The 13,836-nt window shown below is 42.4% G+C and carries 13 protein-coding genes; 6 read left to right on the top strand and 7 right to left on the bottom strand.

The annotated features are described in order from the left end of the window. Positions 1 to 5 precede the first annotated feature (5 nt). From paaD to paaA, 4 genes are read right to left on the bottom strand one after another with little or no spacing between them, the layout of a single operon-like run. Positions 6 to 506, bottom strand: a complete 501-nt coding sequence (paaD, locus tag F993_RS13490) for a 1,2-phenylacetyl-CoA epoxidase subunit PaaD (RefSeq protein WP_004653335.1) — start codon at positions 504 to 506, stop codon at positions 6 to 8. Positions 507 to 522: 16 nt separating this feature from the next. Continuing rightward, positions 523 to 1,278, bottom strand: coding sequence for a 1,2-phenylacetyl-CoA epoxidase subunit PaaC (paaC, locus tag F993_RS13495; RefSeq protein WP_004653334.1), 756 nt, complete (start codon positions 1,276 to 1,278; stop codon positions 523 to 525). A gap of 12 nt (positions 1,279 to 1,290) precedes the next feature. After that, positions 1,291 to 1,581, bottom strand: coding sequence for a 1,2-phenylacetyl-CoA epoxidase subunit PaaB (gene paaB, locus F993_RS13500; RefSeq protein WP_004653333.1), 291 nt, complete (start codon positions 1,579 to 1,581; stop codon positions 1,291 to 1,293). Between the two features lie 33 nt (positions 1,582 to 1,614). Continuing rightward, positions 1,615 to 2,553 (bottom strand): 1,2-phenylacetyl-CoA epoxidase subunit PaaA, encoded by a 939-nt coding sequence (paaA, locus tag F993_RS13505; RefSeq protein ID WP_004653332.1) that lies wholly within the window; start codon positions 2,551 to 2,553, stop codon positions 1,615 to 1,617. A gap of 266 nt (positions 2,554 to 2,819) precedes the next feature. Here paaA and paaZ point away from each other — a divergent pair, with 266 nt between their 5' ends. The 4 genes from paaZ (at position 2,820) to F993_RS13525 (ending at position 8,062) form a co-directional block, all read left to right on the top strand. Continuing rightward, positions 2,820 to 4,922, top strand: coding sequence for a phenylacetic acid degradation bifunctional protein PaaZ (paaZ, locus tag F993_RS13510; protein WP_004653331.1), 2,103 nt, complete (start codon positions 2,820 to 2,822; stop codon positions 4,920 to 4,922). A gap of 77 nt (positions 4,923 to 4,999) precedes the next feature. Then, on the top strand, positions 5,000 to 5,290 hold the full coding sequence (locus tag F993_RS13515) for a DUF1330 domain-containing protein (protein WP_004653329.1): 291 nt from the start codon (positions 5,000 to 5,002) through the stop codon (positions 5,288 to 5,290). Between the two features lie 270 nt (positions 5,291 to 5,560). Then, a complete protein-coding gene (locus F993_RS13520) occupies positions 5,561 to 6,847 on the top strand; it encodes an acyl-CoA dehydrogenase family protein (RefSeq protein WP_171066033.1) in 1,287 nt (428 codons plus the stop codon). 15 nt (positions 6,848 to 6,862) lie between these two features. Beyond that, on the top strand, positions 6,863 to 8,062 hold the full coding sequence (locus F993_RS13525) for an acyl-CoA dehydrogenase family protein (protein WP_004653327.1): 1,200 nt from the start codon (positions 6,863 to 6,865) through the stop codon (positions 8,060 to 8,062). Between the two features lie 94 nt (positions 8,063 to 8,156). Here F993_RS13525 and dsbG read toward each other — a convergent pair whose 3' ends face one another. Genes dsbG through dsbD form a run of 3 tightly spaced genes read right to left on the bottom strand, consistent with a single transcriptional unit; the run spans position 8,157 to position 11,685 of the window. After that, positions 8,157 to 8,903 carry a thiol:disulfide interchange protein DsbG gene (dsbG, locus tag F993_RS13530; RefSeq protein WP_004653326.1) on the bottom strand — a complete coding sequence of 249 codons (747 nt, stop codon included), beginning with the start codon at positions 8,901 to 8,903 and terminating at the stop codon, positions 8,157 to 8,159. Next, positions 8,900 to 9,748 (bottom strand): TlpA disulfide reductase family protein, encoded by an 849-nt coding sequence (locus F993_RS13535; RefSeq protein WP_004653325.1) that lies wholly within the window; start codon positions 9,746 to 9,748, stop codon positions 8,900 to 8,902. The genes dsbG and F993_RS13535 overlap by 4 nt, the downstream gene beginning before the upstream one ends. Beyond that, on the bottom strand, positions 9,748 to 11,685 hold the full coding sequence (gene dsbD / locus F993_RS13540) for a protein-disulfide reductase DsbD (protein ID WP_004653323.1): 1,938 nt from the start codon (positions 11,683 to 11,685) through the stop codon (positions 9,748 to 9,750). Before dsbD ends, F993_RS13535 begins: the two co-directional genes overlap by 1 nt. 109 nt (positions 11,686 to 11,794) lie before the next feature. On the opposite strand from dsbD, the gene F993_RS13545 reads away from it, so the two are divergent. After that, a complete protein-coding gene (locus F993_RS13545) occupies positions 11,795 to 12,457 on the top strand; it encodes a response regulator transcription factor (RefSeq protein WP_004653322.1) in 663 nt (220 codons plus the stop codon). Positions 12,458 to 12,462: 5 nt separating this feature from the next. Next, positions 12,463 to 13,824, top strand: a complete 1,362-nt coding sequence (locus tag F993_RS13550; protein ID WP_004653321.1) for an ATP-binding protein — start codon at positions 12,463 to 12,465, stop codon at positions 13,822 to 13,824. Positions 13,825 to 13,836 lie beyond the last annotated feature (12 nt).

Here is a 13,836-nt window from a genome sequence, read left to right as displayed (position 1 = left end):
AGGCTTTAAATACATTTAAAATAATCAAAGGGTTCAAGGCAGTCCCGACATTTGTACAGCGCTTTGCAGGCAGTCGAACTAAACTCGGTCAGCAATCGAGTGTCACGGCTTTTACAGTGCGGACAGACCACACCATCACTCAGATGCACATGCGTTCCGCATAGCTGTGCAGTCCCTTCTGGTGGCGCAATCCCATAGGCTTGCAATTTCTGCTTACCTGCATCCGACATCCAGTCCGTGGTCCATGCTTCAGATAAATCAATCATGACTTTTGCCGGAATTAGATCTTCCGCTGCCAATGCTTCGACAATCTGTGTTTTTAATAAGTCAGTCGCTGGACAACCGCTATAGGTCGGGGTCAATCGAACAATAATTTCTTGTTGTTCATTCAACTCAACACCGCGAATCATGCCCAGATCAACAACGGACAATACAGGAATTTCTGGATCACTGACTTTCTGTAGAACATCCCAGCATTGGTCAATACAATGGCGAATCATTTGCATGGCTACACTCCTTGTGTTACCAAGTCATCTCAGGATAACTACGCTGAATGGATTGCATTTCAGCCAACAGATATCCTAAATGTTCGGTATGCAAGCCTTGTTTTGCCCCACGGCGGTAAGCACCATTCACAGGAATCGTTAATTCAAAACGCTTCAATTCCGCTACAACGATTTGCTCCCATTGCGCTTTTTCAGTGGAAAAATCAGCAATGATGCCTAGCTCAACCAGTGTCTGTTCTTCCGCAGTCAATTCGAACAGTTCAGCACTAAAACGCCATAAACTATCTAATGCGTGCTGCACACGTTGATGTGCTTCGGTTGTACTGAGGCTTAAACGCTCCATCCAGCTGGTGGAGAAACGAATATGGTACTTGGCTTCTTTTAAAGATTTCACCGCCAATGCAGCGACTTCTGGCATTGAGGATTGAGTTAAAGCGGTTAATAACAACACATGGTAATGATCCATCAACCACTGACGCACGATGGTCTGTGCAAAATCACCATTCGGTTGTTCACATAGCAATAAATTGAAAAACTCACGTTCATTACGGAAATAAGCCAGTTGATCTTCATCACGTTTTTCAGCTTCATATTGTCCCGCTAAAGTCAGGAAATTTCGGGATTGCCCCAGTAAATCCAGACCAATATTGGCCAAAGCAATATCAATTTCCAGCTCTGGCGCATGACCACACCATTCAGCCAAACGTTGCGCCAATACCAGTTGGCTATCACCGATATGTAATAAGAATTTAGACAAAGCGATATTCTTCATTTGCATACTCCCTTACATGTGCTCAATGCCATCAGGAATATGATAGAAGGTCGGATGACGATAGACTTTGTCCAATGCAGGTTCAAAAAACTCTGCTTTTTCGTCTGGCTGTGATGATTTGATTAGTTCTGAACGCACCACCCAAATGCTGATGCCTTCATTGCGACGGGTATAGACATCACGTGCATGTTGCAGTGCAATTTCGTCATCTGGTGCTCTTAAACTGCCAACATGGCGGTGACTTAAACCTTGTTTACTGCGCACAAACACTTCATAAAGCGACCAGTTGTTATTATTTTTCATTACGTTATCCTCAAATTTTTCCCTAAATTTTGCTTAAGCAACTTTACCGACTTGGGCTTGCTGCTTTTTGGCATACACCACAGCGGCATCACGTACCCACTTGCCATTTTCCCAAGCCTTACGACGTGCTTCGATCCGTTCATGATTACAAGGCCCGCGACCCGCAATCACCTCATTAAATTCTTGCCAGTCAATTTCGCCATAGCTGTAATGACCTGTTGCCTCATTCCACTGCAAATCAGCATCTGGCACAGTTAAACCAAGCTGCAACACCTGTGGCACAGTGTTATCGATGAACTTTTGACGCAATTCATCATTACTAAAGCGTTTGATTCCCCATGCCATGCTTTGCGCACTATTAGGAGAATGATCATCACTTGGGCCAAACATCATCAATGCAGGCCACCAGAAACGATTCACCGCATCTTGCGCCATTTGTTTTTGTTCGGGTGAACCAGCCGCCAATGCCATCATGGCTTCAAAACCTTGACGTTGATGGAAACTTTCTTCTTTGCAAATCCGTACCATGGCACGTGCATAAGGACCATAAGAGGTACGGCATAAAGCCACTTGATTCACAATCGCAGCACCATCAACCAGCCAGCCAATCGCCGCGACATCAGCCCAACTCATGGTTGGATAATTGAAGATGGATGAATATTTCATTTTTCCATCAATCAATTTTTCCATCATCTCATCACGGTCCGCACCCAAGGTTTCTGCGGCACTGTAGAGGTAAAGTCCATGCCCTGCCTCATCCTGAACTTTTGCCAATAGCACGGCTTTACGTTTCAAGGTCGGTGCACGGGTAATCCAGTTACCTTCTGGCAGCATACCGACAATTTCTGAATGACCATGTTGCCCAATCTGACGAATCAAGGTTTTGCGATATGCTTCTGGCATTTCATCTTTGGCTTCAATGGTGATGTCATTGGCGATATTGTGCTCAAATTTCTGATACTTATTTTCCATTTGTAGATTCCCTTGAGAATTCCATCCATGAATCTATTTTTCGATACACAAAAAATAAAGTCAATAAATATTTTTGTATCAAATTAAAATAAACCAGTAAACTCAACTCAAGCAATTGTTTTAATTACATTTAATAAAATTAATAGAAATTAATTTGAATATTTTAAACAAATTTAGATTGACTTTGCGCTTAATCAGGATGAAATTATGAATCATATTTTAAATATTTTTATAATTGATGTATCACATAAAAATGGAGTTTGATCATGCTTGAACAAGCACAGCCAGAAGAAATCGCCAAGGACAATGAAGACCAAGGTTCGGGTCAGCAACTGCTACAGCTAGCGTCCTATGTCTATGCAACGTGGCACTCAAGCCATCACGATCGACGTACGGTTGTACATGCCATTACTGGCGAGCCAATCTATAGTGTCAGCAGTCACGGCATCGACATGCAGCAAGTGGTCAAATATGCCAAGCAGAATGGTACCGAGCTGGCAAACTGGACTTTTCATCAACGAGCCAATGCTTTAAAACAAATTGCACAACACCTACTTGAGCATAAAGAAGATTTTTATCAGCTTGCCTATGCAACAGGTGCAACACGAAAAGATGCCTGGATTGATATTGAAGGTGGTATTCAAACCTTATTTGCCTACTCAAGTCTGGTACGTCGTGAACTCAATGATGAAAAAATCATCACTGAGGATAGCTGGATTCAACTCTCTAAACATGGCACATTTGGAGCAAAGCATATTCTCAGTCCGAAAGCAGGTGTGGCTGTACACATCAATGCCTTTAACTTCCCGATTTGGGGCATGCTGGAAAAAATTGCACCGACGTTATTGGCGGGTGTACCTTGTATCGTCAAGCCAGCCACTGATGGTGCTCAACTGACTCAAGCCGTGGTTGAAGCCATTATTTCGACTGGAATCCTACCCAAAGGTTCTCTACAACTGATTTGCGGACAAATTGACGATTTGTTTGATTACTTGGGCCCTCAAGACTGCGTGACCTTTACTGGCTCAGCCTATACTGGACAAAAGCTTCGCAATCATCCCCATCTGAACAAATATTCCATTCCATTTAGTATGGAAGCTGATTCAGTGAATAGTGCGATCCTCAGCCCTGAAGCAGATGAAGCCACGGTTGATCTATTAGTACGCGAAGTGTTTCGTGAAATGACCACAAAAGCAGGACAAAAATGTACTGCGATTCGTCGAGCCTTTGTACCACAAGCACTTCTTGAACAAGTTCAGCAAAAACTAAGTGCTAAGCTGGCAAAAGTCGTGGTTGGTGATCCACAAAAACAAGACACCACCATGGGTGCACTCGCCAGTCCAAAACAAAAACTGGATGTAGCGGCTAAAGTTGCTGAACTGGCGAAAGAAGCCAAAATTGTATTTGGTGATGAGACAACTTTCAAAATCAATGCTGGGCATCCTGATAAAGGTGCATTCTTCCCACCGACCTTGTTACTCTGTGAGCAACCACTACAGGCAAGCTTGGTACATACCACTGAAGCTTTTGGCCCTGTGTGTACTTTGATGCCGTATCAATCAATCGACGAACTTGCCGATCTTGTGGCTCGTGGTGAAGGTAGTCTGGTTGCCTCTGTGGTAAAGAACAGGGATGAGAATATCGAACTGATTATTCAAAAAATTGCGCCATGGCATGGTCGTGTTCATATTCTGGATGAAGAATCAGCCAAAGAAAGTACAGGTCATGGTTCACCACTGCCGCATCTCGTTCACGGCGGCCCAGGCCGTGCTGGTGGCGGTGAAGAACTGGGGGGCATTCGCGCAGTCAAACACTATATGCAACGTACTGCTATTCAAGGTTCGCCGAACAGCCTCACTCAAGTGACGCATTCATGGACCGCGGGTGCCAACATCAAGCAAGACCGCGTCCATCCTTTTAAAAAGGATTTTGATGAACTGGTAATTGGTGAGCGTTTATTGACTGCACGTCGTACCGTGACCGAAGCCGATATTGTCAATTTTGCCTGCTTAAGTGGCGACTATTTCTATGCGCATACCGATAAAATCGCGGCAGCAGACTCTTTCTTCGGTGAACGGGTTGCGCATGGTTATTTCATTGTTTCTGCCGCAGCAGGTTTATTTGTCGATGCTGCTCAAGGCCCTGTGATTGCCAACTATGGCATGGATAATTTGCGTTTTGTTGAGCCTGTAAAAATTGGTGATTCGATTCGTGTTGAACTCACTTGCAAGCAGAAAACGCCTAAACCGCAAAAAGATCCATCTCAACCTGAACATGGTGTCGTAGTTTGGGATATCAAAGTCAAAAATCAGCGTGATGAACTGGTCGCAACCTATGATATTTTAACTTTGGTTGCCCGCGCAGCTTAAAGTAAGTGCATTGATGGGTACCCATCAATGCCTTGAAAATTTGGTCAGTTAAAAATAAATTCAATTCAGGAAAAGCCATGAGTGCCTATATCATTCTGATTCGTACGCAATTGAAAAACCAAGATGAAATGAAAACCTACACCACTTTAGCACGCCAAGCGAGTCAAGTTTTTGCCGCTGAACCGATTGTGTTTTATGGTCAGTCGATTGCATTAGAAAATATCGAAAGCGACGGCGTTGCCATCATTAAATTCAGCAATATGCAGGAAGCACAGAATTGGTATCACAGCGATGCCTATCAACAAGCCAAAAAGCATCGTGATTTGGCAGGTGAATATATGGTCATTCTGACAGAGGGGTTAGACTAATCCTGTTGGTAAATAAATCACAGATTCAGCAGACTAAATGACAAAGCGATTCTAACGAAACTAATTCTCTGTCATTTTGGTCAATTTTTTTTAAAATTATTGTTTTGATATTTTTTTAAAATCATAAAAAACAATACAATACAAAATAAAAACCTGCTTATTTACCCTTTATCTTTCTCTAGTCGGCATGTCAAACAAGACATAGTCTTTTGATCAGGAGCATGTCAGCATAAATTTACAACCATCCTCCAGGATAAAATCATGTCGAATATGATGAATAAGGCTCAAGGTCTTGGGCTATCTTTGATCACTAAACTCGCAGGAAGCGAAATGCTTGATCAACTCAAATTAAGAAAATTTGTAGAGAAATCATTATATCAAGGTTCAAAAACAGGCTTTAAAGTACTCAATAAAACACAAAAAGCATTTAAGCCACAACCGCTCGATAAACAACGCCTCCCAAATCAAACCAATAAAAATCTGTTTGATCTCAGTCTGACTGAAGAACAGCAAATGACCGTTGATGCCATGTCACAATTTGCTGAAGAAGTCCTCTACACATTGGCACATGATGCAGACCATCATGCACAATTCCCGGAAGAACTGTGGCAACATTTGGTTGATTTGGGGCTCAACTATTATGCTTTGCCAGAGGCATTGGGTGGTGTGGCAGCAGAACAAAATATTGTGAGTAATATTCTGATTGCAGAAAGCTTGGCTAAGGGTGATTTCAGTCTGACCGCAGGTTTACTCAGCACCTTCAGTGTTATCAATGCAATAACCCGTTGGGGCTCAACCCAAGTCCAATCGATGTATTTACCTGTATTTGCAGAAGATACGGATGTTACGGCGACTTTCGCATTTCAGGAAGCAACAGCTGCTTTTAACCCATACCAGTTAAAAACTACCGCAACTGAGGCCAATGGGCAGTTCTATATCACGGGTGAAAAAAGCTTAGTGCTTTTAGGTGATATTGCCGATGTGTTTTTAGTCAGTGCAGAGTTCAACGGTCAACCTGATATTTTCGTGGTGCAATCCAATGAAACAATTGCCATCAAAGCCAACCCTGCAATGGGCCTAAAAGCTGCTGAAACGGCGACCCTTCAATTTAATCAAACGCCAGCCTTACGCTTAGGGGATGCTGATTTTGATTACACTGCTTTTGTCGATCTTGGCAATTTGATGTGGTGTGCTATGGCAATTGGGACTTGTGAAGCGATCAAAGCCTACTGTATCAAATATGCCAATGAACGTACTGCTTTTGGTGAGCCAATCTCGCATCGTCAAAGCGTCGCTTTTATGATTGCAGATATGGCCATCGAAATTGATGCCATGCGTATGCTGGTTTTGAATGCTGCGAGTTTGGCAGAAGCTGGTAAACCATTCCATCGTGAAGCCTATCTTGCTCGCCTGCTCTGTGCTGAAAAATCAATGAAAATGGGGACCGATGGCGTTCAGATTCTCGGTGGTCATGGCTTTACCAAAGAGCATCCTGTTGAGCGTTGGTATCGTGATCTTCGTGCGACTGCAATCTTGCATTCTGGCTTACATGCTTAATTTTGGAGAACAATAATGAATTTACAAAATCCGAAAAAATTCAAAATGCTGGTTGATCAAGCACACGAAACGGCGCTCAATGTGCTACGTCCAATTTCACGTAAATACGATAAAGCTGAACATGCCTACCCGAAAGAACTGGATATGCTGGCGGCATTACTGGATGGTATGAATGAAAGTGGTGAAGGTGTTGGTGCAGCCAATGCCAGTAAACGTGGCACTGCCAATCTTGATGCCATTGTAAATGGTGGTAATATGTCAGCAGCACTCGGTATCATTGAAATGTGTTATGGCGATACAGGCTTGTTACTCAGTATGCCACGTCAAGGATTGGGCAACTCTGCAATTGCAGCGGTTGCCAATGACGAACAGCTAGAACGTTTCAAAGGGACTTGGGCTGCGATGGCGATTACCGAGCCAGGTTGTGGTTCGGATTCGGCTGCGATTCGCACCACGGCGACCAAAGATGGTGATGATTATATTCTGAATGGCGAAAAGATCTTCGTCACTTCAGGTGAACGTGCTGATTCGGTTGTGGTCTGGGCAACTTTGGATAAAAAATTAGGTCGTGCTGCGATCAAGTCTTTTGTGGTGCCCAAAGGTACAGCAGGCATGAAAGTTGAACGTCTTGAGCACAAACTGGGTATTAAAGCCTCAGATACTGCCGTAATCAGCTTTATCGACTGTCGTGTACCTGCTGCCAATTTATTGGGTAACCCTGAAATTGATGTGGCTAAAGGCTTCGCTGGTGTAATGGAAACCTTTGACAACACCCGTCCACTGGTCGCAGCAATGGCAATTGGTTGTGCCAAAGCATCGCTAGAACGTATCAAAGAAATTTTTAAAGATCAGCTTGATCCTGACTACGCAACACCCTACTTACAGACCTCAAACCTAGCTGCACAAATCTATCGTATGGAAGCTGAGTGGGAAGCTGCACGATTATTGATGATTAAGGCAACCTGGATGGCAGACAATAAAAAGCCGAACTCAAAAGAAGCATCGATTGCCAAAGCTAAAGCGGGTCGTGTGGGTAATGAGATCACACTCAAATGTGTCGAGCTAGCAGCAAGTGTCGGCTATGGAGAAGATGAATTATTGGAAAAATGGGCGCGTGATTCAAAAATTCTGGATATTTTTGAAGGTACGCAACAAATTCAGCAATTGATCATTGCCCGCCGTGAATTGGGTAAATCATCAAGTGAGCTGAAATAATTTTGAATCGGCAATAACCCCAAAAGGACGTTTTCATAACGTCCTTTTTGTTTGATTCATCCCGATATGAATCCATATTTCCATTCACAAGTTTCTATTCAAAAACACTTTTTAGATCCTTAGGTAGACCCTGTGCCGTTTCTAATCCGCCTTGAGCATTCTTCCAGACTAAAGCCGGCGTCGCAAAAAAGCCATATTTATTCATCATCTCTTCATTAGCTTCCAGTTTTTCTGCTAAATGTGACGGAATCGGTTTTAATTCTTTCAATTTTTGCTTCCCTTTCGCGGCATTAAATGCTTCAAAAACCTGTGGTGGATTTGAAGCAGCCAGCAGTGTTGCGGCCTGTCCTCGACTTTCAGAACGAATCACACCGACTTGAATATGACGTAATTGCACTTTACCTGCTTTCACATAAGGACGAGCCTTTTCCCAAAAAGCATGGCAATACGGACAATTTGGATCAGAGAAAACATAAATAATCCGGGGTGCTTTGATATTGCCATCCTGAATCCAAGCCGATTTTTCCAGACTTTTCCAAACATCATCCAAAACAGATTGCTTCACATGTTTATTCAGCGCATCAACAGTTAAATTATCACCTTTGGCATTATGCAAATCCCCAACAATATAATATTTATTGTCATTTGAAATGAAAACTGTCATTGGATTTTGCTGCATGTGTCCAGCCCAACCTGTCATTTGCGCAGGTGCCTCAATCTGCTTTACAAAGCTAAAACCGTCTTTTTCCAGTTTTTGCTTAATGCTTGGAACTGCGGCAATAAGCGATGTTGAAGACATTGCAAATGCTGTCACAGCGAACAGTTTAAGATATGGATTCATTGAGAGACTTCCTCATTAAGTTGAGTGATTTTTTGTAGATATTGTTTCAGCATTGCTGGCGTAAGTTCACCTAAATGACGTTCCACCAACTGGCCTTGTGCATTGAAAAACAAAGTGCTTGGCAGTCCAAACATATTCATCTGCTCCGCCATTTCTCCATGTGGATCAGATAACACATGCTGAAACTGGAATTGATGCTGCCGCAAATAATTGTGAATCACATCGGGCGTTTCGCCCTGATTCAGCATGACAAACTGAACATGGGGATGATCTTGTTGGGCCTGATACAACACAGGCATTTCACGGTGACATGGTGGACACCAACTGGCCCATAGATTAATGACTGTCGGTTGGCCTACAAATTGAGTTAAAGATTGTGCTTGCTGATTAAGATCAGAAAAAGTTAGCTCTGGATATTGTTGTTCAGATTGAAATCGCTTGTGTATGCCTAGGCCACCCAATTGCACAGCAAAGAAGATGACCAAGCTCCCCGCAATGACGGTATAGTTTAAAAAACGATTTTTCCAAATAAACCACACACTCGCAGCAACCAAGCCACTATAGAGATGAAAGCCTTTATCCTGAACCTTTAAAATATCAATCGGATGAGCGAAGTAAACATCTGCATGTATCACGACAAATCCGAATCGTGCAGCAAGCAGTCCGATCAAAATTGAGGTCCAGAGCGAATCCTTATAAACCTGCCAAATCGCTGTTGACCATAGAAAGCGACGACTTAAATACAGGCCAAATAGCTGTACGCTGCATAATCCCGCCAGAATAATCAATAATGACCACGGCAAGATAAAGATCCAGAGATGTATGGCTTCTGATGAAATAAACATCATTTCTCCCCAGACATCGACTGAATATTTTGAACCAATTGCTTCGCGCTATACGTCCCCGTCAAACGTAAATCTCGAATTTCCTGATGACTTGGATCGAGAAATAAAACTGTTGGAGGTCCTAAAATTTGCCAGTTCTTCAAAATGATGTCCTGAGAAGCCTCATAATGGGTTAAATCAAGTTTAATTCTCACCACATTTTCAATCGCCGCCTGTACAGCAGCAGAAGGTAAAACATCTCGTTCAATCGGTTGGCAAGCCACACACCAGTCTGCATAAACATCAATCAATACCGCTTGATTCGGATGTTGTGCCAGTGCCTGTTCCAGTTCATGTTGAGTTCTAACCACAGTCCATGCATGCAAGGAGGATAATCGTTGCTGATGAAAAGAAGAGGTTGCCAAGTGTATTTGCCATATACTGCTTGCGGTGAGCAACCCAACAAGACCAAGCAGCATCAGTCGATAAGAAAGCTTTTGCACATATCGCAACACCACGATCAGATAAGCTGCCATCGCAATCAAAACCAGTGCAAGAACAGAATAATACAAAGCACTTGCTAATAAAGGCCGAGCAAAATATACCGCTAAGGCTAACATAACAAAACCAAAGCAGAACTTGAGACGCTCCATCCATAGTCCTGGTTTAGGCAGATACTTCGCCCCAAAAACACTGGCAATAAAAATTGGAATGCCGATGCCCAAGCCCATCAGGAATAAGTAAAGCCCGCCTAACATGCCATGTTCAAGCTGGGAAACATAGAGTAAAGCACCTGCAAGTGGTGCACTCATACAAGGGCCTACAATTAAAGCGGATAATGCTCCCATGATCGCAGCACTGAATAGCGTACCGCCCTTTTGACCTTGTTGGATTCGATCTAAACGTTGCAATACGGACTGCGGTAGAGAGAGCTGATATAAGCCAAATAAATTGAGTGCAAATGCAATAAACATCAGTACAAATAAGCCGATCACCATTGGGTTTTGAAACCAACGCTGAACATTAAAGCCAATTTGTGACACCACAAATCCCATCACAGCATAGACCAAAGCCATACTGGTGACAAAAGTCAGCGCGATCAATGCTGCCTTACGCCTCTTGTTCTGTTGTACCAAAATACTGGACAAAATTGGAATCAAGGGTAATGAACAGGGTAAAAATGCCAATAAAACGCCAAAGCCCAAGAACACGATAAGATTAAGCCAAACCGTCTGACTGGAGAGAAGGCCAAGGAAAAACTGATCATTGTTCCAAGCTTGCTTGAATGTTTTGCTAGCGACTTGCTGCTGGTTGCTTAATTCAGCAGCTGCAGTTGTACTCTGCGTTACTGAACCTTGCTGAATATTCGCTGTGTCCGTAGAATCATTGGTCTGTTGAGTATCTTTACTGGGTTTAATTGCTTCAGCCTGTGTAGACTCACTCGGAGCCGTATTTAAGTCTTGGTGATTCAACGCCTCCGAAGTATCGGTCGTTTTTTCTGGCTCTTGAACTAAAAGTGCTAATTTAGTTTGTGCTGATCCTAACTTTTGTTGAGGCAATAAACCTGTTGCATCGGTTTGAATCGTTGTTCTTTGTACGGGATAACAGAGCCCATCATCCGCACAACCTTGCCATTGCACACTGTATAACTGATTCGGCTGAACCTCGAGTTGAGCTGTGACTTGATTATAATGCACATCGGTCTTACCAAAGGTTGGATCATCCTTTTCCTGCCCTTTCGGTAATTTTAAGTCAATATTTTTACCATTGACGCTCAGCTTAAACTGGTCGTGATATAAATAATAATTGGGAACAATATCCCAATTGAGTTCAGCTTTTTCTTTGGAAATTGAACTGGCTTGGAACTTAAAAGCTTGGTCAGGATGTAAAAAATCATTCCCAGCCCACGCTGCGGTATTTAATCCAAGGACCATACCGATTAAAAGTTGAAATCGCATACCATCTGATCTAAAGCATTAACATGATGGCATTATCAAACAAGCAAAATTAAGAGAACATTAAGGCGCTTTTTTATTTGTAGAATAGGGACTCTATTGAGGAAAAGCCATGTTTGTCGTACTCGTTGAAGATGATCCCTATATTGCTGAAAGTATTATCGCTGCTCTGGATTATCTCAGTATTTCAGTTGAGCATGTAAATACAGCCAAAGCTGCCGATTATTTTATCCGTAACAGCGCAGTGGATTTATGTTTGCTTGATCTCGGATTGCCTGATCAAGATGGGTTAGAGTTGTTACAAACATGGCGCAACGATGCACTGCATGTGCCCGTATTGGTACTGACCGCACGTAATCAAACCCAGCAATGTGTCGAAGCGTTAAATGTGGGGGCCGACGATTACCTGACCAAGCCCTTTGATTTAAGTATATTGATTGCCCGAATTCATGCCTTAACAAGACGAAATAGAGGTTATTCCTCTAATACGATTCAAATTGGTGAGCTACAAATCCACCCAGATACGCAGCAAGCCTATTATCAAGGACAACTCTTAACGCTTTCACGTCGTGAATATAGCTTGCTTGAATCGTTTATGCTTTATCCGAATCAAATCCTCAAAAACGAAGACTTAATTGATAAAGTGTATGGTTTTCAGGAAAGTATCGAGAGTAATGCGATTAATGTGCATATCTATCATCTTCGACAAAAAATCCACCCAGATATTATTCAAACAATTCGTGGTGTGGGCTATATGCTAAAAGTAGCCGAGTAAAAGGGATGAAAAGTTATAGTTTAAAATGGCGCTTGGTGACCACAATTTCCATTGTGTTTATCTTACTTTGGTCATTGGTCTTTTACTGGCTCTATGTCGATTTAGAAAAACGCTTGCAATCTACCTTAGATCAACGTCTTTCCGCATCCGCTCAAATGGTTGCTCATTTGATTCAGCAACTTCCTGTGAATGAAATTATCGACACATTAAACTCGGCACAACAAAAGCATGACAGTCAAAATCTACTGGTTTGTGAAGTTTCTTTTTTGAATTCTGGTTCTGGAACTGACCCACAAGTGATTGTCAGAACCCAAGGCTCACCCAAACTTTCAACACGACATGTTGGTTTTAGTACATGGCAAGAAAATAATATGGAGTGGCGCAGTTATGTATTGCAAAAAGGACATATACAAGTTGTTACTGCCGAGAAATTACAGCTTCGCTATTCCTTACTTAAACAGATTTTACAGTCAGTACTGATTCCTTTAATTCTGACCTTAATTTTATGTATCTTATTAATTCTATGGATAGTTCGTGTTGAATTTCAACCCCTTGATCAAATTGCACAGCGAGTCAAACAAAGGAAACAACATTTTTCCACTGCGGCAACAGAGCTGCTTGAGCTCAAAGCTCAAAATATTCCTCAAGAAATCCAGCCATTTGTTGATAGCCTAGTTGAACTGGTGCAGAACCTGCACCAGAGTTTAGAAAATGAAAAGAGCTTTAGTGCGTTTGCTGCACATGAGCTGCGCAGCCCACTAACCGCAATTAAAACCCATGTGCAATTAAGCAAACTGATGTTAGCACAAGCTCAAATAGAGCCTGAGAAGTTACTCAATAATCTAGAAAAAGCAGAAATAAGTATCCAGCGTTACCAGCAATTACTTGAACAGCTTTTATTACTCAGTAAAACCGAAACTCAATTACCACCACTATCAGACCAAACAGATGTCGGTCTTTGTTTAAGACAGGTCATCACCGAGCTTGAAAAAAAATATACTGATCTATCACAACAATTAGACGTTGATTGGACTAGTCTATCCGCTATGGCACTCCCCCATGCTACGCTCAGTATTGTTTTGAAAAACTTGATTGAGAATGCTTATATACATGCACAACCCCCTATTCAAATTTACATGGAACACCACGCTTTGATTGTGAGCGATCATGGCAAGGGATTAAGCAATGCTGAGTTAAATCTCCTAACACAAAGATTTTGGCGTAAATCCGCACAGAATGATGGACACGGACTCGGTTTAGCCTTGGTCAGTCAATTACTTGAGAAATATGGCTATCGCATTCGCTTTAGCCATCATCTCCCAAGTGGTCTTAAAGTGATTATTTCATCTGTTCAAAATTCTGAGTGAACAGAATACAAT

The organism is Acinetobacter proteolyticus (genome assembly GCF_000367945.1).
In the GTDB taxonomy this organism is placed as follows: domain Bacteria; phylum Pseudomonadota; class Gammaproteobacteria; order Pseudomonadales; family Moraxellaceae; genus Acinetobacter; species Acinetobacter proteolyticus.
This window is presented reverse-complemented; position numbering and strand designations above follow the sequence as displayed.

Coding starts and splice junctions, on each gene's coding strand:
- paaD (WP_004653335.1), bottom strand. CDS start 506: ATGCAAATGATTCGCCATTGTATTGACCAATGCTGGGATGTTCTACAG.
- paaC (WP_004653334.1), bottom strand. CDS start 1,278: ATGAAGAATATCGCTTTGTCTAAATTCTTATTACATATCGGTGATAGC.
- paaB (WP_004653333.1), bottom strand. CDS start 1,581: ATGAAAAATAATAACAACTGGTCGCTTTATGAAGTGTTTGTGCGCAGT.
- paaA (WP_004653332.1), bottom strand. CDS start 2,553: ATGGAAAATAAGTATCAGAAATTTGAGCACAATATCGCCAATGACATC.
- paaZ (WP_004653331.1), top strand. CDS start 2,820: ATGCTTGAACAAGCACAGCCAGAAGAAATCGCCAAGGACAATGAAGAC.
- F993_RS13515 (WP_004653329.1), top strand. CDS start 5,000: ATGAGTGCCTATATCATTCTGATTCGTACGCAATTGAAAAACCAAGAT.
- F993_RS13520 (WP_171066033.1), top strand. CDS start 5,561: ATGATGAATAAGGCTCAAGGTCTTGGGCTATCTTTGATCACTAAACTC.
- F993_RS13525 (WP_004653327.1), top strand. CDS start 6,863: ATGAATTTACAAAATCCGAAAAAATTCAAAATGCTGGTTGATCAAGCA.
- dsbG (WP_004653326.1), bottom strand. CDS start 8,903: ATGAATCCATATCTTAAACTGTTCGCTGTGACAGCATTTGCAATGTCT.
- F993_RS13535 (WP_004653325.1), bottom strand. CDS start 9,748: ATGTTTATTTCATCAGAAGCCATACATCTCTGGATCTTTATCTTGCCG.
- dsbD (WP_004653323.1), bottom strand. CDS start 11,685: ATGCGATTTCAACTTTTAATCGGTATGGTCCTTGGATTAAATACCGCA.
- F993_RS13545 (WP_004653322.1), top strand. CDS start 11,795: ATGTTTGTCGTACTCGTTGAAGATGATCCCTATATTGCTGAAAGTATT.
- F993_RS13550 (WP_004653321.1), top strand. CDS start 12,463: ATGAAAAGTTATAGTTTAAAATGGCGCTTGGTGACCACAATTTCCATT.